Source organism: Geodermatophilus sp. SYSU D00700, from assembly GCF_054050255.1.
This window is the reverse complement of the sequence record NZ_JBJGZA010000008.1, coordinates 58,571-76,371: the sequence shown is the minus strand read 5'-3', so window position 1 is coordinate 76,371 and position 17,801 is coordinate 58,571. Positions and strand designations below refer to the sequence as shown.

Annotated in this window: 25 protein-coding genes; 18 read left to right on the top strand and 7 right to left on the bottom strand. The window is 71.8% G+C overall.

What is annotated here, in order from left to right; genetic code table 11:
* Positions 1-50: 50 nt before the first annotated feature.
* The 11 genes from ACI79V_RS08890 to ACI79V_RS08840 all read left to right on the top strand — a co-directional run bounded on the left by ACI79V_RS08890 (position 51) and on the right by ACI79V_RS08840 (position 7,276).
* Positions 51-359, top strand: a complete 309-nt coding sequence (locus tag ACI79V_RS08890; protein WP_456888428.1) for a hypothetical protein — start codon at positions 51-53, stop codon at positions 357-359.
* A 339-nt stretch (positions 360-698) separates the two neighbouring features.
* On the top strand, positions 699-1,820 hold the full coding sequence (locus tag ACI79V_RS08885) for a ParB/RepB/Spo0J family partition protein (RefSeq protein WP_456888426.1): 1,122 nt from the start codon (positions 699-701) through the stop codon (positions 1,818-1,820).
* Positions 1,821-2,825: 1,005 nt separating this feature from the next.
* Entirely contained in the window at positions 2,826-3,215 is a 390-nt protein-coding gene (locus tag ACI79V_RS08880) for a hypothetical protein (RefSeq protein WP_456888424.1), read from the top strand.
* Complete coding sequence (locus ACI79V_RS08875) at positions 3,212-3,532, top strand: hypothetical protein (RefSeq protein ID WP_456888421.1); 321 nt, start codon at positions 3,212-3,214, stop codon at positions 3,530-3,532. The genes ACI79V_RS08880 and ACI79V_RS08875 overlap by 4 nt, the downstream gene beginning before the upstream one ends.
* Before the next feature lie 74 nt (positions 3,533-3,606).
* On the top strand, positions 3,607-3,969 hold the full coding sequence (locus ACI79V_RS08870) for a WhiB family transcriptional regulator (protein WP_456888419.1): 363 nt from the start codon (positions 3,607-3,609) through the stop codon (positions 3,967-3,969).
* Between the two features lie 538 nt (positions 3,970-4,507).
* Complete coding sequence (locus tag ACI79V_RS08865) at positions 4,508-4,723, top strand: hypothetical protein (RefSeq protein ID WP_456888418.1); 216 nt, start codon at positions 4,508-4,510, stop codon at positions 4,721-4,723.
* A 465-nt stretch (positions 4,724-5,188) separates the two neighbouring features.
* Complete coding sequence (locus tag ACI79V_RS08860) at positions 5,189-5,641, top strand: helix-turn-helix domain-containing protein (RefSeq protein WP_456888416.1); 453 nt, start codon at positions 5,189-5,191, stop codon at positions 5,639-5,641.
* Positions 5,638-5,904: a hypothetical protein gene (locus ACI79V_RS08855; RefSeq protein WP_456888414.1), complete on the top strand. Its 267-nt coding sequence runs from the start codon at positions 5,638-5,640 to the stop codon at positions 5,902-5,904. Before ACI79V_RS08860 ends, ACI79V_RS08855 begins: the two co-directional genes overlap by 4 nt.
* Positions 5,901-6,578 carry an E3 binding domain-containing protein gene (locus tag ACI79V_RS08850; RefSeq protein WP_456888413.1) on the top strand — a complete coding sequence of 226 codons (678 nt, stop codon included), beginning with the start codon at positions 5,901-5,903 and terminating at the stop codon, positions 6,576-6,578. Before ACI79V_RS08855 ends, ACI79V_RS08850 begins: the two co-directional genes overlap by 4 nt.
* A gap of 223 nt (positions 6,579-6,801) precedes the next feature.
* Complete coding sequence (locus ACI79V_RS08845) at positions 6,802-7,056, top strand: hypothetical protein (RefSeq protein ID WP_456888411.1); 255 nt, start codon at positions 6,802-6,804, stop codon at positions 7,054-7,056.
* A 55-nt stretch (positions 7,057-7,111) separates the two neighbouring features.
* Complete coding sequence (locus ACI79V_RS08840; protein WP_456888410.1) at positions 7,112-7,276, top strand: hypothetical protein; 165 nt, start codon at positions 7,112-7,114, stop codon at positions 7,274-7,276.
* Here ACI79V_RS08840 and ACI79V_RS08835 read toward each other — a convergent pair.
* Together ACI79V_RS08835 and ACI79V_RS08830 are read right to left on the bottom strand one after the other, a co-directional pair.
* Positions 7,273-7,671: a hypothetical protein gene (locus ACI79V_RS08835; RefSeq protein ID WP_456888408.1), complete on the bottom strand. Its 399-nt coding sequence runs from the start codon at positions 7,669-7,671 to the stop codon at positions 7,273-7,275. The genes ACI79V_RS08840 and ACI79V_RS08835 overlap by 4 nt on opposite strands.
* A 211-nt stretch (positions 7,672-7,882) precedes the next feature.
* A complete protein-coding gene (locus ACI79V_RS08830; RefSeq protein WP_456888407.1) occupies positions 7,883-8,323 on the bottom strand; it encodes a hypothetical protein in 441 nt (146 codons plus the stop codon).
* Positions 8,324-8,492: 169 nt separating this feature from the next.
* Between ACI79V_RS08830 and ACI79V_RS08825 the strand changes: the two genes are divergently transcribed.
* Positions 8,493-9,770 (top strand): DNA-methyltransferase, encoded by a 1,278-nt coding sequence (locus tag ACI79V_RS08825; protein ID WP_456888405.1) that lies wholly within the window; start codon positions 8,493-8,495, stop codon positions 9,768-9,770.
* Here the strand turns inward: ACI79V_RS08825 and ACI79V_RS08820 are convergent.
* A complete protein-coding gene (locus tag ACI79V_RS08820; protein ID WP_456888403.1) occupies positions 9,739-10,548 on the bottom strand; it encodes an SfiI family type II restriction endonuclease in 810 nt (269 codons plus the stop codon). The genes ACI79V_RS08825 and ACI79V_RS08820 overlap by 32 nt on opposite strands.
* 168 nt (positions 10,549-10,716) lie before the next feature.
* Positions 10,717-11,424, bottom strand: a complete 708-nt coding sequence (locus ACI79V_RS08815) for a TIGR02391 family protein (protein WP_456888402.1) — start codon at positions 11,422-11,424, stop codon at positions 10,717-10,719.
* 1,273 nt (positions 11,425-12,697) lie between these two features.
* On the opposite strand from ACI79V_RS08815, the gene ACI79V_RS08810 reads away from it, so the two are divergent.
* The gene (locus tag ACI79V_RS08810) at positions 12,698-12,958 is read left to right on the top strand and encodes a hypothetical protein (protein ID WP_456888400.1); all 261 of its coding nucleotides are present in this window, start codon (positions 12,698-12,700) and stop codon (positions 12,956-12,958) included.
* A gap of 153 nt (positions 12,959-13,111) precedes the next feature.
* On the opposite strand, the gene ACI79V_RS08805 is transcribed toward ACI79V_RS08810, so the two are convergent.
* A complete protein-coding gene (locus ACI79V_RS08805) occupies positions 13,112-13,435 on the bottom strand; it encodes a hypothetical protein (protein ID WP_456888396.1) in 324 nt (107 codons plus the stop codon).
* Positions 13,436-13,593: 158 nt separating this feature from the next.
* Here ACI79V_RS08805 and ACI79V_RS08800 point away from each other — a divergent pair, with 158 nt between their 5' ends.
* The 5 genes from ACI79V_RS08800 to ACI79V_RS08780 all read left to right on the top strand — a co-directional run bounded on the left by ACI79V_RS08800 (position 13,594) and on the right by ACI79V_RS08780 (position 16,786).
* Positions 13,594-13,878: a hypothetical protein gene (locus ACI79V_RS08800; RefSeq protein WP_456888394.1), complete on the top strand. Its 285-nt coding sequence runs from the start codon at positions 13,594-13,596 to the stop codon at positions 13,876-13,878.
* Between the two features lie 132 nt (positions 13,879-14,010).
* The gene (locus ACI79V_RS08795) at positions 14,011-14,514 is read left to right on the top strand and encodes a hypothetical protein (RefSeq protein ID WP_456888393.1); all 504 of its coding nucleotides are present in this window, start codon (positions 14,011-14,013) and stop codon (positions 14,512-14,514) included.
* 387 nt (positions 14,515-14,901) lie between these two features.
* On the top strand, positions 14,902-15,486 hold the full coding sequence (locus tag ACI79V_RS08790) for a hypothetical protein (protein ID WP_456888391.1): 585 nt from the start codon (positions 14,902-14,904) through the stop codon (positions 15,484-15,486).
* 255 nt (positions 15,487-15,741) lie between these two features.
* The gene (locus tag ACI79V_RS08785) at positions 15,742-16,128 is read left to right on the top strand and encodes a hypothetical protein (RefSeq protein ID WP_456888389.1); all 387 of its coding nucleotides are present in this window, start codon (positions 15,742-15,744) and stop codon (positions 16,126-16,128) included.
* Positions 16,129-16,552: 424 nt separating this feature from the next.
* Positions 16,553-16,786 (top strand): hypothetical protein, encoded by a 234-nt coding sequence (locus tag ACI79V_RS08780; protein WP_456888388.1) that lies wholly within the window; start codon positions 16,553-16,555, stop codon positions 16,784-16,786.
* Between the two features lie 11 nt (positions 16,787-16,797).
* Here the strand turns inward: ACI79V_RS08780 and ACI79V_RS08775 are convergent, their stop codons facing one another.
* Positions 16,798-17,214, bottom strand: coding sequence for a hypothetical protein (locus ACI79V_RS08775; protein ID WP_456888384.1), 417 nt, complete (start codon positions 17,212-17,214; stop codon positions 16,798-16,800).
* A 39-nt stretch (positions 17,215-17,253) separates the two neighbouring features.
* Positions 17,254-17,787, bottom strand: a complete 534-nt coding sequence (locus ACI79V_RS08770; protein WP_456888382.1) for a hypothetical protein — start codon at positions 17,785-17,787, stop codon at positions 17,254-17,256.
* Between the last annotated feature and the right edge of the window lie 14 nt (positions 17,788-17,801).

Genomic DNA, 17,801 nt, shown 5'->3' with positions numbered 1-17,801 from the left:
CCAGGTGGATCGAGGCCGTCCTGCACGACAGCAAGCTGCAGCCTCCGGCGGTGAGGGTGGCGTGGCGGCTGTCCCTCGACATGACCGACGACGGGCGGGTCAGCGTCAGCCGGGCGGAGCTGGCGGAGTCCCTGGGCGTCGACAACCCGCAGCGGGTCACCGACCGCATCGCCGACCTGCGCCGCGCCGAGTACCTGTGGTGGGACCCCACCAGTGGCGTCGGCGGCCGAAAGGCCCGCTACCAGGCGATGATCCCGTTGCCCGCTCGTCAGTGGTTGGCTACCCGGCACCGCATCCCCACGCCGAACGACCGGGGGTCAGGCACCGCAGAGCCAGGTACCACGGAGCGCGGTACCTGATGGACGCCAACAGGGGGTCTTGCGCACTGTCTGGTAACGGGCAGCGCGGTACCACGGAGCGCGGTACCAGCCCGAGCCGGCAAGCTGTGAAGACGCGAGGGCCTGGTACTGCGGAGCGCGGTACCAATACGCGCGCGGTCTCTAACGGGACGTTCCACGGTCCCCTGCGGGACCGCACCCGGCAGCGGTCCGCAGCCACCGCCGGACCCCACCTCGTCCTTCGCTGCGGTGACGCCAACGGCGGCACCTACGGGACCGGACCACGACGGCCCCGCCGGAGGCGCGGCCAGGTGCTGCGGGCTGACCGCCGGACGGCGACGGCACGAGCCACCGTCAGCGATGAAGAACAACAAAGTCATCTCCCGCCACCACGACGGCACCGGCGGACGGCGGGCCAGCAGCACCGCCCTGCGGGGCCGTCCGTCCGACGCCCGACCGATGTCGCGGGGCGCGGTACGCGAAGCCACCTGCGGGCCGCAGGACCGCGTACGCGCGCACATCTCCCAGGACGACGCTGTGACCATGACGCAGGACCCGCCAGGTGACCGCATGACCGCCATCGCCGGGGTGCACCCGTACGCCGAGAAGTTCCCGATGCTGCCCGAGGACGAGCTGGCGGAGCTGGCCGAGTCCGTCCGGGCAAACGGCCTGCGACAGCCCATCGTCGTCACGCCCGACGGGCTCATTCTGGACGGGCGCAACCGATGGGCCGCCTGCCAGCGCGCGGGAGTGCCGCCGGTGACGGTGGTGTACCAGGGCGAGGACGCGGCCCAGTTCGTCATCGACTGCAACGTGACCCGGCGGCACATGAGTACGGGGGCGCCGGCGATGGCCACCGCGCTGGTGCTGCATGCGGCAGGCCGTCGCGCCAACGGCCGGTGGAAGCGCGGCAGCGTGCCAGCCGATAACCGAGACTCCTCGGTTAGCAGCGGCTGGGAGCAGGCGATGCGCCAGGCCGGGGCCGTCCTCGACGAAGCGCCGGACTTGGCCCCCAAGGTGGTATCCGGCGAGATGACCCTGAACGCCGCCTACGAGTGGATCAAGCGTGCGGACGTTGACGGGCTGCCCACGGACGAGGACGCCGCCCGCGCCTACGTGCAGAAGCACGCCCCGGACCTGGCCGAGCTGGTTGCCGACGGCACATATCGGTCGTACCGCGAGGTGGTCTGGTGGGCGCACTACCTCGATGCCGACCGGCAGCGACAGGAGCGGGCCGACCGCGAGGCGCAGCGGCGCATGGAACGCGGTTACACCAATCTCGCAGCGAGCGTGCACCGGCTGGCTGGGCTCGACGGCGCTCTGATCGGGGGCGTTGACCGCATCATGGGCGACTACGACCCCGCCAAGCTGGACGCCACCAGTGGTGTCAGTCCACGCGACCTGGAGCCGGATAGCCTGCGCCGCGCGGCGCACTTCCTGACCCAGCTCGCAGAGTGGGCGGAGCGGCGGACCAAGCCGTGACCGGCCCGCGAACGGGATCTACCCCCAGCACCCCCACCCGGTGCCCCCTCCCGCGATCACGCACGTCGCCCTGAGCGCCCCGACGTCGTGACGCACCGGGGCCTCGGGCCGGTCACACCAGGGGCCACCCCCTCGCCCGGCTCCGTCCACTAAGCGGGGCAAGGGCCAGGGGCTCCGTCCCCCGGTGCATCCACCCCCGTGGACCCCACGCCCACCCCGCACGGGGCCAGCACCCACCCCCGCCCGAGCACCCCACCGCCGTCCACCCACCTGCCCGCCCGCGGGCCTAGGTACTTGGGGGCCTCACACCCCAGCGGCCCAGCAGCAGCCAGCCAGCAGGGCAGGGCAGGGGACAGGCAGCCCAGCCGCCAGCCCGGCAGCCAGCAGGGGCACGGGACAGCAGGCAGGCGCAGGCAGGACAGCAGCAGTACGGGCGGCAGCACAGGCACAGCACGGAAACCGAGGCACACGGGCATCGCACGGTCAGCGATGCACACGGCAACGGCGTCCCGCGACGTGACGCGCACATCGGCATCGGCAGTGCATCGGCAACGGCAATGTATCGGCAGGCACAGGCACGTGGGCATGGCACGCGGCACCCGGCCGCACCAGCGCCACCACCACGAGCACCACCGCTAGTACCACCACGAGCACCGCTACGGCGATCCGCGCCGCGAGCCGGCCGACGTCGGCATGACGCCCAACGGCGGCAGCAGCAGCGCCCGCAGCGGCCAGCACGCCGACCGCGCCACGACCGGCGGCACATCGTCAGCCACCCGCCGCAAGCTCGACGGCCGGGACCAGGCAGTCAGGCCCGGCCCACCGTCAGAGGGGGAGAGGGTTCGAATGTCCGACCCCCCGCCCGGCCTGACCCCGCGCCGCTCAGCCATGCGTCCCCCTACTGGAGTGCTGAAACCGACGGGACCACCGAGAGCCCGCCGAGTGGCCCCGAGTCGCCCTGCCGGACCGCCCGGCAGCCACTGACCCACGACAGGAGCGCACCCCATGAGCGCCGACGAGACCGCGCAGCAGCCGCCGCCCCCGAAGGACCTGGGGCCGGACGGCCTGCGCCTGTGGACCGCCATCACCGCCGAGTACGACCTGGACGAGCACGAGCTGGCGCTGCTGCGGCAGGCGGCGCGGGTGGCGGACTTGTGCGCCGACCTGCACGGCATCGAGAGCCAGCAGGGGCTCATCGTGGACGGCCGCATCAACCCGGCCACGGTGGAGCTGCGGCAGCAGCGCATCGTCCTGACCCGCCTCATCGTGGCGTTGCGGGTGCCGCTGGGCGAGGACGGAGAGGCCGCGCCGGACGGCACCCGCTCGCAGTACCGGGGGACCCGTGGCGTCTACCAGCCGCGCGGCCTGCGGGCCGTGGACGGTGGCGCGTCGTGAGGCGGCGCACGTCCGGCGCGCCCGAGACAGGGCTGCCGTCCCGCGCGCTGGTGGCCTTCGATCCGGCGGACTGGCCGGACGACGGGCCGGTGCCTGGCGGCGGCTGCGCGCACTGGCCGCCGGACCTCGCCGGGCCGATGCGCGCGTGGTGCCGCTGGAAGGCGGCCCGGCAGGCGTGGGCCGACGAGCACGGCTGGTGGCCTACCGGCGGCGTCGAGCGGTGGGTGGAGGAGCGGGCCGCGCGGCCCAGCGGCCGGACACGGCCCGCGCTGTGGAACGCCTACGACGAGGACTTCGACGACGGCGGGGTGCTGTGATGCCTGCGCGGCACGGTCCTGACCGGACGGGCGTAGCGTCCCGGTGGCCGACGGCGTGGGTCCCGGCGCGGCCCGTGCTGGAGCAGGCGGCGACTGCCCGGCACGCGCTGTCCAGGGAGGCGCTGGTCGCCTACCGGGACCTCGGCCGTGCCATCGCCGCCGTCGGTCCCACGCCCTGCCAGGTGGCCCAGGAGTGTGATCGCTGGTTCGCGGACTGGACCCGCGCGGACCAGGCTGCCGCCCTGTGCGCGGGGTGCCCGGTCGTCGACGCGTGCCTGCGGTACGCCCTGGTGGCCAGGGAGGACGGCGTGTGGGGCGGCCTGAACGCGTCGGACCGCGAACACCTGCGCCGTGAGCGCCGCGCCACCGCCAGGCGGGACGCCGCCAGGGCCGCGAGGGACGCCGGGGACCGCCAGCCGGTGACCGTGGGCGGCTGACCCCTGGGCAGGCTGCTGACCTGCGCGAATGCGCGAGGCTGCCACGAGGGCGCGCGAGGCGGCCTGACGGCCCGGTCGGGGGTAGTCAGCCCGGCAGCCGCACGCCGGGGCCGTGTCGCAAAGCCGTCACAACTTGCTCAAGGAGACCCCGGCCGGCGCGCCACCTCTCGCCAAGCGCGCGGGCCGGTCCTGAGGTGGCGTCCGGGGCGGCAGCCGCGCGCCGGGGGACTCTCACCGGCCACCCGGCGCGCGGCCGGACCAGCCTCACCACCGGGCCGAGGCAGCGGCCAGGGTGGGCCGCCTGACCGCTGCCCGCCAGCCCCCTCGGCGTGTTATGCCGGTCGTGCGCTCGGCGCGGCGCGGCGGCCGGGCTGCCCATGCTGTGTGGTCCTTCGTTGCCACGCTCTGCGAACCGCTGCCAACTTGGAGCCGCAGCCACCACCGCACCGTCGGGGGCTGCCGCGCCACCCCTGGCCTGCCCGTCGAGCGACGACCGGCCCGCCGGGGGGACGCCACGGCCCCAGGAGGGCCGGGTCCGATGGCACTACCCGACCGCTACATCGCCGCTGGCCGCGTGGCCGCCCTCACCCGCAGCCGCACCGACGACGATCCCGAGCTGGTGCAGGCCCGCCGCGACCTGGCGCTGGGCCGCGCCGCCCAAGCCGCCCGGCAGGCCGTCGCCGCGCTGCCGCAGGACGTGACACCGGACGAGCTCGATGAGTTGGCCCGGCTGGTCTACCGGGACCGCTGGTGACCGGCCGCCCGCCGTTGGCCCGCGCCACCCGCGCCGACGTGCTGGACCGGCTGACTCCGGGGATGCGCGAGGTGCTGGCGCACCGGCTGCTGTCCCGGGTCACCCCCGGCCCTGGCGGCTGCTGGATCTGGACTGGCAGCACCACCGGCGAGGACGGCACCGACTACGGCCTCATGAAGGTCCGGGGCCTGCCGGTGCTGGTGCACCGCCTGTCCTACGTGCTGCACCACGGCCCAATCCCCGCGGGCAGGAGATCGACCACCGATGCCACCGGCCGGACGAGTGCGCCGGGGGCACCGGCTGCTTCCACCGCCGGTGCGTCCGGCCGGACCACCTGGCCGCCTGCGACCACCGGACCAACGTGCTGCGCGGCGCGTCCCCCCCTGCCGTCCGCTGGCGCGCCCGGCAGCGGCAGCAGGCCCCCAGGGCTGCCCGGTGACCGGCGCACCGGCGGACCGCTGGCCGGTGCTGGACGCCGCCGACGGCTACGCGGTGCGGCTGCCCGGCGGCGCAGTGGCCCTGGGCGGGCAGGCGGTCCTCGACGTGCTGTGCGCTTTCGAGGCCGTGCAGCGGCTCGAGCGGGCGAACGGGGGTGGCACCGTCCCCCCGCGCGTGCGCGGCCTGATGGACACCCTGGGCCGGGTGCTCGCGGACCAGCAGCGCACGCCGCTGACCAGCACGAGTGCCGCGTCCGGCACAACGGCACAGCCGGACAGGCCACCCCTGCCAACGTGGGAGGCGTCCGAGTGGTTGACCGTCGACGAGGCGGCCCGCCTGCTGGGGCTGGGGGTCCGCCGCGTGCGGGTGCTGGCCTCGGAGGGACGCCTGACCGCCCGGAAGGTGGGCGGGACCTGGCAGATCGACAGGGCCGACGCCGAGCGCGCCGCCCGTGAACGCGATGGGAGCGCCGCAGCATGACCCGCATCCCCCTGGCCGCTGACGTGGCCGACACCGAGCCAGCCACCCCCGAGCTCCGCGCGGCCGCCGCGCTGGAGCCGCTGCTGGACGACGCCTACCGGCTAGCCGGGCTGCACCGCCGTACCCCGGCGGACGTGGCCGCCGACTACGCCGCGAGCCGCCAGCGCGCCGCCGAGGTGGAGCAGAGGGTCACCGCCCGCGAGTACGACCTGGCGCTGGCCTACGCGCTGGCGCAGACCGGCCGGACGGGAGCTGTCCGATGACGCGCGGCAAGCCCCTGAGCCGGGCGAACGCGGAGATCACCGCCAAGGCCCTGGGCGTGGACCTTGCGCAGGTGACGGCCACCGGCCCCCGTGGCGCGTACACCACGACCGACCTCGTGGACGCCTCCCTCGGCGTCAGCACCATCGCGGCTCGGCACCCGGCCCCGGTGCCCGAGCCGTCCGCCGACGCGCGGCCCTTGACGCTGCACGGCCGCGCGATCCAGCCGTGGCTCGCCGCCGAGAACGCCCGCGTGCCCGCTGACGCGGACGTGCGGCAGGCCGCCGGGGAGCGCGAGGTACGGCTGGCCGAGGTGGAGGGCACCGGCCCCGGCGGGCGGCCCACCATGTCGGACGTGCTGGCCGTCGCCCGGCAGCAGGACGCGCAGCGAGCCGCCGCGCACCGCGCCGCCTTCCCCGCACCCGCCCCCGAGGCGGACCCCGTGATGCCACCCTTCAGTGCGTCCGGGGTGGACCCGCGTGCGCTGCTGGCCGGGGTGCCCGCCGTGGCCTGGCGCGCGCTGGCCGCCGCCGAGACAACGGCCGAGGCCTACCGGCTGCGCGAGCGGTACCTGGGCCTCAGCGACGACGAGGCCCGTGCCGCGCTGGCGAAGGACCGCAGCGTCGCCACCCGGCACGGCGGTCTCGCCACCGGCGGTGCGTGGCCCCAGGGCTAATCCGTGACCGGGGGCGGTGCGCCGTCAGGTCGGCCGGAGTGGTGTCCCGGCTGTGGCGCACCCCCCTGCCGCCTGGCCTGCTGCCTCCGGTGCACTCCTTCCCACCGTGGGCGGCTGCCAGGCCCCCCGACCGGCCGGGCTGGCGAGCTCCTCGTCCCTCGCTGGCCCGGCCAGTCCCCGGCTGCCCACCAGGGTGCCCGACGACCGCTGAGAGGACTGACCTGTGACCCGCCGCTCGCCCCGGCGTCGTCGCTGGCCCGTGTGGCTGGCCGTGCTGGCGCTGCTGGCCGTCATCGCCGCCGTCCTGCCGGACCCCGCGCCCCCGGCCCTGCTGCCGGTGGTGGTGACCACGCCGCCCCCGCCGCCTGCGCCGGTGGAGACGGTGCCCCTGGTCGAGGACCTCGACGTGCCGGACGTGGACCTGCCCGGCAACGCGCGGGTCTGCACGGGTTCCTCGTGGGCTCGGGTGTGCCTCTGATGCCCGCCGACCGGACCGCGAGCGGCTGGCTGCCGTCCTGCTGCGCGAGCAGTGGGTGGAGAACAGCCGCATCGGCCCGGTGCTGGTCCGCGTCGAGGCCAGCGTGGATGAGACCGGCGGCCTGGTGGCGGACCGCACCGTCGCCCTGTGCCGTTCACCCAAGCCCGCGCAGGACCCCGCGCCGCAGGACCCGAAGCGCGAGCCCGGCGGCTCCCTCTAGGGTTCAAGCCTCAGCCTGGGTCGCACCGGGGCGGCGGTGGGCCGCAGGGTCCAGTGCCGCTCGGTCTCGTCCCTCGCGCCCGCGTGCAATCGCACGGTGTCCCCAGTGACCGAGACGCCGCCACTGAAGGCGATGCGGTGCTCCTCGCCGTCCTGCGTGGTCACCACCAGCAGTCCGGCCCCGCCGATGTCCTGGGCGGCGCGGTCCCCGATCCGCACCCACACGGCCACAGCTCGGAAGCGGCGCATCTGACGGATCCACGGCTGCTGCCCCTCCCTGTCCCTGGTGTGGTCGACGTCGTAGTAGGGGTCCAACTCCTCCTCGACGTCCCACACGTAGGACAGGTCATCGAGGTAGTTGCGCTGGCCGTGGTGGCCCTTCGCGACGCTCGTCATGGGCTCGTGTCCCTCCGCTCGGCTGGTGCCGCGAGGGTCGTTGGCCCCGCCGCGACGGGCAAACCGGGCACGGTGCCCGTCCTCGGCGTGCATGTGGGCAGCGGCGGCCGGTGCTGCCGGACCTGCCCCCGGGCTGCGGCTCTCCGATGTTGGCCCGACAGCCCTGCGAATCGGCCTCTCGCGGAGAGCGCCGTCCTGGCGGGCTGGTTCGTCAGTCCAGCCGCCAGGTCATCAGCGCCGCGCTCGTCGGCCCCGTCAGCCACCCCACGGCGGCCACGCACCCGACCCACAGGACCGCCAGGCTGGCCGCGACCCACGGCCGGTGCCGTGTGCGCCAGGCGGCCACCGGGCCCAGGAACACCAGTCCGACCAGCGTGAGCGGGGTCCACGCCAGGGACAGCAACCCGGCCACGTCCAGCAGTCCGCCGCACTCGGTGTACGAGGGCCACAGGAGCTTCGGGTCGTGCCGGCCGGACGCCACCTCAGCCAGTGGCAGCCGGTGGAGGCCGTTGACGTAGTAGGGCAGCAGGACGCCCGCGCCGTAGGGCAGGACGGCCGCCAGGACGCCGCCGAGGTAGGCGGCCAGCCAGCGGCGGGGACGGGCCGGGGCGGGCGGAGCGGTGGGCGCGGGTGCCGGTGCGGTGAGGGCCACGCCGCCGAGGTTGGCACCGGCCGGCTCGGGTGGCGACAGTGGCGGTCGCAGAGTCGAGCTGAGCCGGCCCCGCATTGAGGGCATGGGCATGGGCGCGGGCACGGACAGGCGGACTGGGTGCGGCGTGCCCGGTCGGAAGTTGTCAGACCCCTCCTTAGACTCCGAAATCATGCGAGGCCGCCACAAGCTAGGGACGCCGACCAGCGACCAGGCGTGGCAGGCGCTACGCAGCGGGGCTACGCACTCGGGCGACGACTACGCGCTCTACCTCGACGACGCTGCCGATGCTTTAACTCAGATGCCTGACGGCAGCATCAACACTTGCTTGACGTCCCCGCCGTACTGGGCGGTGCGGGACTACGGTCACCACGATCAACTGGGGCTAGAGGACGAGGCCGAGGACTACGTCGAGCGCCTCGTCAAGATCTACCGCGAGATCTACCGCGTCTTGGCCGATGACGGGACAGCGTGGCTGAACATCGGAGACAGCTACTTCAACCGAACGATTACGGTGGGCGGCAAGCCGCCGCGCACAGGTTGGCGGCGGCACAAGCAGCTCAGCCTGATCCCCTTCCGCGTCGCGCTAGCCCTAGAGGACGACGGCTGGTGGGTCCGCAACGTCGCGGTCTGGCACAAGCCGAATGCGATGCCTAGCAGCGTCTCGGACCGGCTGACCAACACGTGGGAGCCGGTCTTCCTGCTCGCCAAGTCCGAGAAGTACTACTTCAACCTGGACGCGATCCGCGTCCCCCACGTCACCGATGACGGTGTCGAGCGCGTTCGTGCCGAGCGCGGTGATGCTGCTGGTAAGGCCAAGGGGCAGGCCGAGCTCCGCCGCTGGCTAAACTCGCCGCGGCACCGCTCGACCATTGACGGCCTCAAGGAGGTCGAACGCCGGCCAAACGCGCCGGAGGCCGTGGAGTTGGCGGCCTATCTGCGTGCCGCACTCAAGCGCGAGAAGCGGTCCATCGGCTGGGTCGCTGAGCAGATTCAGCAGCCGTTTGAGCGGACGCGGCACTACTTCCGCACGGACGCGATCGGGTCCCGTGTGCCGCCTAACGAGACGTGGCTGCGGTTGAAGGAGCTACTCAACCTCGATGACACCTTTGACGAGGCGATGCGGGTGGAGGTAGGCGACAACGTCTTCCGTAACCACCCGCTGGGACGTAACCCTGGCGACGTGTGGCCTATGCCGGTGGCCGCTAACCGAGGCGATCACCTCGCTGTCATGCCGAAGGCCCTTGCGAAACGGACGCTGACCGCAACGCTGCCAACGGGTGGAACTTGCCTCGACCCCTTCATGGGCACGGGCACTACCGGACTCGTGACCCGTGCCCTCGGTGGTCGCTTCGTGGGTATCGACGTGCAGGCGGACTACATGCATAGCTACCTGACGGCCAGCATGCAGCCCGTTCTTATCGAGGTAGATACAGAAACGGCTGATTGACCTCCATCCCGGCGGCGTCCACGTCCCGCCAGGAGGCAGCCGTGTATCCATCCGTTGAGCCGGCGTAGGTCAACTGCTGAAGTCGCCACGGGCAGGCTCCCCGTAGGCGGTTGAAGTAGACCCTGATCCGGGGCTCCTCGCCGCGTGCAGGGGAGTGCTTACCCTGGCCGAAGAAGCCCGTCGTGGCATCGGGGTTGTACCGCTCCTTCAGTCTGTTGTGGGGCACCGCCAGGACGTAAATGTCCATCAGCTCGCGGTACGGCGGGACAGGCGATGCGAGGTCCCGGTAATAAAAGTGAATAAAGATCGAGGTGGTCACGGCGTGCAACGGTTGGCCGTCCGCCGCCTCGATCTCCATGTGTGGAGAGACGCCTGCCGGCAGGTGCACCATCTTGCCGTTGCTGGTTCTGAAATCCGCGTCCATCGGGAGCTGTGATTGCTGCAGGGTGTCGCGGTTGTTCTCCGTCGATGCCTTGGCATCGACGAGCAGGACCTGAGGGAACAGCCCATCGCCCGTAGGCAGCCAGCGAGCGCGCTTGTAATCGATGAAGCCAGCGAAGCGCTTGTTGATGGGGTAGACCTCGGCGACCTCAAGCGCGTACTGCACCAAGTCCTCAGCCAGGACAATGACCTCGCTGCCGGACGCCGCAGGCGTACGCTCGAAAATCTCCTTGGCCTCGCGGGAGTACTGCTGCAAGGCCTGAACGATCATCCGCAGCGTCTGTTTCTCAAGTAGCTCGAGCCCGTCAAGGGGAAGCAGGCGGTAGTCCTGGTGCACCGGCGGACCGTATCCGGGCACACGGTCCGCCAAGCTGTAACGCGCATGGTCGCCACTCATTGGTGTCATCTGACGAGGCTGATGGGTCACTTGGGGTTGAACCTGCGTCGGTCGACAGGCTCAAGCAGCCCTGCGTGCGGACCTAGCTAGGAGCCGGACAACAAGTAGTCACCCGTCAGTGTCAGCCCGCTCCACCGCCGCTGAGTCCAGCAGCCGCGCGAGGACACTCAGCGCCGCCAGCGCTTCGAAGCCCCGCTGCTCGCTCCACACCTCGGCCACGTTGTGCGTTGCCGGGTTCCGCAGCAGCGACCAGACACCACGGGCGTAGAACAAGGTTCCTTGCTGTAGCGCCTCCTCGAAGGGCCGTCCTGGGGTGGCCGGGACCCGGAGGCGTGGCTGGCTCTGTGTGGGTGGCTTCTCACTCAGGGCCGCCGTCATTAGGGCGTCGTCCGCCACGTCCCATCGGTCCAACTTCACCTGCACCTGCAAGCTGACGTTCCCTGCGGCTGCCGCCACCGCCTGCCGGTAGTGCTTGCCCGGCCATAGCTCAGCGGCCGGCTCCCATACCCACGGATGCAGGCCCTCGGCCTGCACCTGCGGACCGGGCGGAGCGAAGGCCCGCTCGACCGCGTCGCGGTCCCGTAGGACGCCCTCGGCGCGCAAGACGGCTTCGCGGTGCTCCTGACGTCCACCGGGCGTCTTGCCAGTGTTGCGAACGCGCTCACCGCACTCCTCCAGCAAGCGCCGGAGGGTGGGCTGCGCACGCAGCATGTCGGCGGCTATCAGTTCGCGGTCCCTGGACGGCTGCTCGGCATCGATGTCGTCCAGCAGCGCGAGGTAGTGCTGGAAGTAGCCGAGCGCGAAGGTGGCGTCCACGGGCACCGGTGAAGGCTAATTTGGCCTCCCGACAAGCTCGATGAAGGTCCCCGCAGTATGCGGAGAGGGGATCGCGCAGACACAGCTCGTCTGAGCCTCCGGGCTCCCGAATCCGGTCCGCGGATTAGGACTTAGAGCCGCTCCCGCGTCGCCTTGCCTTTCGCGAGGGCTTGCGGCCCCGCCCCTCTGTCGGCGGACTGGGCGGCGTCGCTGCTGGTGCCGGAGACTGCTCCCGCGTCGCAGGAGGCTCCGCGTCGTCTTCCCCCTTGAGTGCCCGGGAGAGCTTATGCCTCCAAGAGGCGAGCCCAATAAGCGCGGCTCCAATCGATCCTGCAATGAAGAGCACCTTGGGCCAATTCCGCGTCATCCAGGCTTCGGCCCGGTCTATCATTCCCGACTGTACTTCGATATCAGTCTCATAGGTACTCGTCAGACTCGAAGAGTCAACGTTTGCTGGGACGACATAACCTCCGTCTCGCACGGCGACGGCCGGCCGCATCTCAAGGCGAACCTTGGCATCGTTAGGTTCCTTAGCTCGGATGGTCCAATGCCATTCAATGATCCCCGGGGTATCGAATTGCTGAAGTAGCCAATCGCTGTTGTCTTCAATGGCGACGTTGCTGCCGAGCGGTACAAGGCGCGCACCAAGCCCGCATCGCACCTGCACGTTTGCGGTTGCGATGTTGGCGTCCGATGATTGCTGCTGCTGGGCACCGGGTCGGATGTCGACACTGGCTCGATAGGTGGTGGACTCGTTTAATGGGATGGTAAGCGTCTTGGGGTAGCGAACCTGCCCCTGCCGCCAATCGTTGAGTTGCTGCTCGCAATCCGATATGTAGCGGTCCATCTCTGCTTGATCAGGGGGAGGTGTATACGGTGGGAGATCCCCGGCAAAACCGCAGGCGCGGCTAGCAAATAGGTTGATGAGCAAGAAAATGAGAAAGAGCGCGATGGTGCTGCCAGTCGCGGCGGTGAGACATCCTAAGCGCCGCCTCTGGCGCGGCCTTCCTCCTCGGTCCTCGATCCCCATGGCGGGCTCCCCCGGGACGTTGGTGCGTAGAGGGTATCGCCGCGAAGAGAGATCATGGGGGACTTCTCGGTCGGATCTTGCTGCTCCGGTAGACGCCCTTACTGCGCCCCGATGATGGGCCAGCTGACGTTTTCCGGGCTCACTGCGTAGACCGGGCACGCATCGTGACTCATGCCGAGCCGGACAGTTCACGCTGGTGAACCGCGCTGCTGACCGCCCAGCCTGGTCGTGCGGGACGCGACCGTGCTGGCCTACGTCACCCCCATGTCCAAGCTGGTGCAGAAGATCCCCGCGCACATCCCACCCATCCTGGACAGCGCCGAGAAGCGTGGACGTACTGAGGTGGACGCGATGGGGCCAGCCATCCAGCGGGCCGCCGTCTACGGGCGGGCGCTGGAGACGCTGGAGCGAATGACCCGGGAGCGCGTAGTGGAGTACCCCTTCGAGTTCCGGCGGCGGTGGTGGCACCGTATCCCGCTGCGCTGGACGCGCAGGCGCGCGTGACGGTCAGCCCAGGAGGCGATAGACGCCTGGCTGCCCGGACCTGCGTGAGGTCCGGCCCGGAGGCGCTGCACGCCTGGGGGCTGGCGTGGCCTGACCGGCTGGCGTGCCGCCCCGCCGGGTTGTGGGCCACCGGCCGGCTCGGGGCGCTCGGTGTCAGCAGCCGCCTTCGCCCTCGGGGAACAGCAGCCGGGACAGGCTCTCGGCGCGTTCGAGGTAGGCGGCGGCCGGTGTGCCTTTCAGCGGGTCCGGTAGCCGCCAGCGCGCGCCCCTGGTGGCCGCCCCGTTGTGCTGCACCACCCTCGCATTGCGTAGGCGGGCCAGGTGGTGCCGGGCCGTTCGGTCGGGGATACCTGCGCGGGCGGCCACATCGGTGCACGCCTGCCAGCCGGGTGCACCAGCCACCAGGGCGCGCAGGACGGCCATCTCTCGGGGAGAGGGCACGGACGCGCCGGTGCCGCTGACCCTGGGCGTCGTCATGTGGCCACCGTAGCGACTACTGGCAGAGGCATTGCCAGATTCGCGCAGTGGTGGGCAACCTCTGCGAGCCGGGCCCCCGCCCGGCACCGCCGGGGCTGACCACCCCGGCAGCACCGCCCACCACCAGCGGCCCGACCAGCCGCACCAGGGAGCCACCCGTGAACCCCACCCACACCCTGCACGCCACCGGCATGAAGATCGGGCACATCCGGGGCGTCCAGCCCGTCCCCGTGGACCTGGCGGCGGACACCCGCCCAGTCGTGGACGTGCTCAACGAGGCCATCGTCACGGCCACCCGCCGGGTGCTGCCCAAGGCCAGCGACATTCGCGTCGAGTGGACCAGCGACCAGCGCGCCCAGGTGTCCATTGGCCTGTCCCAGCGGATCAACGGCTTGACGCGAGTGAACGTGGCCCACTTCACGCTGCGGCCGGTGACCCGGTGACCGCCCAGGACCGGCAGCGGGCCGCCGCCGCGCCCGCCCGCTGACCGGCACCGGGCCACCCGGCCCCGGTGTCAGCATGACCCCCGACGGCTGCCCGGCCGTCGGGTCCGCGCCAACCCGAAGGAGTGCACCGTGAACTTCCGCCGCCTGACCGCCGCTGCCACCCTGGCCGCCGCGCTGACCACCGCCGGGGTGGGCACCGCCACCGCCGCGCCCTCGGCGGACCCCGCCGCTGCCTGTAAGAAGGGTGGCTTCGCCTCGTACGTGGACCCGGCCACCGGGCGGCCCTTCGCGGACCAGGGGACGTGCGTGTCCTACGTCCGCAACGGCGGGGTCCTCGAGCCCCCGCTGCGCTTCCTCAACCTGTTCGCCTACCCGTACGAGATCGCGCCCGGCCAGTGCAGCGTCGTCGCGGTCTTCGACAACTACCTGCTCGACCACCCGTACGCCGTCGCGTGGGCCGTTGACGGTGCCGTGGTGACCCCGCCCGGGTTCACCGCCAGCACAGGGCCGGTGGACGCCGGGCTCTTCTACTTGGGCTGGAACTTCGTCCCGCAGGGCTCCACGGTCACCCTGACCATCCAGGGGCAGACGTACACGTTGGAGAACGTCGTCTGTCAGCCGGTCACGCCCTGACCGGACCGCGCCAGCGCGACTGAGGCGGTGCCGCTGAGGCGATGACCGCCAGCGCGGACCGGGCCCCCGTCAGCCCCCACCGGGTGTTGGCGGGGCCCGCTGCCGTCCCGGGCCCGGTGGCACCCGGCGGACGGGCGCAACCGCCCGCCGGGCTCCGCCGCCGGTGTGCACCCCGGCTCGGGCCGCCAAGAACCACCAAGGCGGCTTCCACCACCACTCGGAACCATCCGAGGGGCGGTGCCCATGATCGCACCGCCTTGGACCCGAGCTTCTGACGTACCGAAGGGCGGCCTGCTCGCAGTCGAACCCATTGCGCCTGACAACGACCCCCGCGAGGCTTGGTGAGTTCCGACCCGACATACGGCCGAGACCATCACTGGGGGGGACATGTCGTTACAACAAGGTGCCGGCGGTACCGTCGATGCTGACCCGAAGGTCCTGGCCCTAGGCGCATTCGAGCGGTGGAGCAACTACCTCCTCGTCACTACCGTAGCTGCCGCCGGTTGGATCGCATCCAAGAATCTCGAGATACGGCCGGGATGGCGCGACGCGGCATTGTGGTGTCTGGGGCTGTCCATCGTCTTCGGCATCCTGACGCTGGCACTGGTCCCCCTGATCGTCCAGACAATGGCCGCGCGTCACACCTCGATCTACCGAGTGCCGGTGAAGTTTCACCTCTTCACAGGAGAAATGCCGAGAGTCTTCTTGACGCAGGCGTGCAGGCCCCAGCACGCATTTTTCATCGCAGGCATTGCGTGTTATTGCATCGGCGTGTCGGAGCGGGGGAATTGGCAGACGCCCGCAATCATCACTGCGGCCGCTGTTGTGTACGGCCTACTCTCGTTCCCGAAGGATCACAAAGACATTCCGGACGGAGAGGATATACATAAGGAGCGGTCGGAAACTCCCTCAGTAGGCGGCGCGCCGGGGGAGTCTGCGCGCACGGAGTCGTCTGGAGCAGCCCCGGCCTGATGGTTTGCCTTCGTCGGATCCTAAGTCTCCGCGCCCGGCGCGGAGACGACAGGGGCGGGCTCGCGCTCGTCCCGCGCATGTCCGGCAACGGCGACAGCGGCTGAGCCGGCGGCCTGACCAGTGCTGGCGTGACAGTCGCGCCCGCTGGGACAGGCGGGCTCGGCCAGCGTGTGCGGCGGTCTGTTGTTGGTGACCTCGCCTTTCGTTGCGTGTTCCACTGCCCCCGCCGTCATCGGAACACGGGGGTACAGGAACGTGTATAACCGCAAGGCGCTGCGCTTCGTCGCGGGCGTCCTCATGGCCATCGGCTGCCTGCTGCTGCTACTGCCCTTGTCGGCCAGAGCTACAGCGGATGCAGTCGGCTGCGGCAGCGCCCTAGACCTGTCCGGGCGCGAGGCCACCGAGCAGTTCCTGGACGACCTCGAGTCCAACATCGACGGTGGTGGGCTGAGGCGCGAGGATATTGACTGGCGTGCCCTCTGCGCGGACCGCATCGAGACGCAGCGCATGATCGCCTGGCCGCTCGTTGTCGCGGGCGGGCTTGCCCTCCTCTACCTGAACGGGCAGACGCCCAAGGCGGACTCCCGGTTCGGTCGCCGGTCCGCGCAGCAGGAGCCGGAAGGCAACGAATCCAAGCAGTGACGGGCAGGCTGACCGCCGCCGCGCCCGCCGGTCAGCCCGCGGCCAGCGTCCGGCAATCGGGGCAGGGGCGGCCCGCGCCCAGTCCCCGGCCGGGGGTCCACGGCCCCCCGATGACGCGGACAGTCGTTCCGCACTCGGCCCGCCACGGCCCCTCGCCAACCTCGGCCACCTGGCGGGCCACCGCGTGGGCCCAAGCCGGCACGGTCCTGGCCCTGCCCACGGTGTCACCCAACTTCGGGGCGTCGTCCTGATCGTGCTCGCTGCCGGTCACGTAGTCCTGTGCCATGACCGGAGCATCGCTGCCCCGGCCGACGGCACCCGGTAGCGCAGCGACAGGTGGGGCCGGTGCGGCGGGTGTGGCTGGTGTGCCGCGGGCCGGGCAGCAGAGCCGGGAGGGCGGGCCGCCGCCTCTAGGGTCCCCGGCGTGGACTACGACATCGTGCGGCGCTTCCGGGCCGAGTTCGGCGGGCAGGTCGAGGAGGTCTACGTGGAGGGCCGCCGGGTGGGCATGGTCTACCGGGACCCCAAGCCGCCCGCCGGGATCGGCGAGCTGTGGATGGCTCACACGCGGGGCGGCCACGGGACTGGCAGCCGCGACGAGGCGCTGCGAGCGGTGCTGCGGCACGCGCAGGAGAACCCGGACTACGAGCTCAGGTAGGCCCGCCGGGGTCAGCCGGGCGGGTCCTGTGCCCGCCTGCGTCTGCGGTCCACCAGGGCAGTAGCGACCCCGTGGACGAACAGGGCCGCCTCGTGTGCGACCTCCCAGCCGAAGCCCTCGTCGAGGGCCGCCCGGTGCCAGCGGACCGCCACCGCCTGCGCCGCGTACCGGATGCCGACCTGCTGCCGCTCGGCCTCGGCCATGATCTCGCGCTCGGCCTGGGCGGCTGCCGCGTCCCTGGCCTGCCCCGGCTGCGGCGCGTCCTGCGCCCGCTGTTCGTCCGCCTCGTGGGCTGGGCCGCCACCGGTGCGCTGCACCGGCCGTCGCCGGTCCTGGGGCAACGGCGGACGCGCCTGCGCCAGCACCCCGTGCACGTAGTCCACCAGCCGCCGCTCGGGCTGGCTTGGCTGCCGCCGTGGGCCTGTCATGGGGTCAGGGTCCGCCGGGCCGCAAGGCTCCGGCCGGGGTCAGCCGCGCGTGTCCTGCTGGCCGTCCGCTGTCCCCTGCGCGTACTCGCCGGCAGGCACGCAAGCGTGGCAGACCCGCCACGTGAGGTCGTCAATCTGCCGCTCGAGGTCCCGCAGTTCGTCGCACGTGGGCAGGGGTTCGTGCCGCGCCACGGCGATCTCCGCCTTCCGGGGGTGCAGCAGCATGAACGGAGTGCCTGGCGTGCAGCCCCCTGTGATGAGTGAGTGGGTGATCCGGTTGCGCTCGGCCACCAGCGCCTCGGCCTCGCGCACCAGTCCCCGCACCAGCGTGGGCAGCGGCCCGCGCGGGAGCTGGCTGGACAGCCGCCGTAAGTCCCGCAGCGGACGGCCCGGCTCGGACGCCACCGCGAACGGGTCCTCGGAGCGGGTCAGCAGGCAGGCCAGCGCCGCCATCTGCATGTCAAGCCAGGCGCAGGCCATGACCACTCGGCCGACGCCCTCGTAGAACCACGATTCGGGCTCGGCTGGCGCGCCGGGGTGGAACGGGTCCCCGTTGTCCTCAGGCTTCGTCACCGCCTAAGCATCGA

What these genes read in the sequence shown, in the direction of transcription:
- ACI79V_RS08885 (WP_456888426.1), top strand. Translation starts at nt 699, where the DNA reads ATGAAGAACAACAAAGTCATCTCCCGCCACCACGACGGCACCGGCGGA.
- ACI79V_RS08880 (WP_456888424.1), top strand. Translation starts at nt 2,826, where the DNA reads ATGAGCGCCGACGAGACCGCGCAGCAGCCGCCGCCCCCGAAGGACCTG.
- ACI79V_RS08865 (WP_456888418.1), top strand. Translation starts at nt 4,508, where the DNA reads ATGGCACTACCCGACCGCTACATCGCCGCTGGCCGCGTGGCCGCCCTC.
- ACI79V_RS08855 (WP_456888414.1), top strand. Translation starts at nt 5,638, where the DNA reads ATGACCCGCATCCCCCTGGCCGCTGACGTGGCCGACACCGAGCCAGCC.
- ACI79V_RS08850 (WP_456888413.1), top strand. Translation starts at nt 5,901, where the DNA reads ATGACGCGCGGCAAGCCCCTGAGCCGGGCGAACGCGGAGATCACCGCC.
- ACI79V_RS08835 (WP_456888408.1), bottom strand. Translation starts at nt 7,671, where the DNA reads ATGACGAGCGTCGCGAAGGGCCACCACGGCCAGCGCAACTACCTCGAT.
- ACI79V_RS08825 (WP_456888405.1), top strand. Translation starts at nt 8,493, where the DNA reads ATGCGAGGCCGCCACAAGCTAGGGACGCCGACCAGCGACCAGGCGTGG.
- ACI79V_RS08805 (WP_456888396.1), bottom strand. Translation starts at nt 13,435, where the DNA reads ATGACGACGCCCAGGGTCAGCGGCACCGGCGCGTCCGTGCCCTCTCCC.
- ACI79V_RS08790 (WP_456888391.1), top strand. Translation starts at nt 14,902, where the DNA reads ATGTCGTTACAACAAGGTGCCGGCGGTACCGTCGATGCTGACCCGAAG.
- ACI79V_RS08775 (WP_456888384.1), bottom strand. Translation starts at nt 17,214, where the DNA reads ATGACAGGCCCACGGCGGCAGCCAAGCCAGCCCGAGCGGCGGCTGGTG.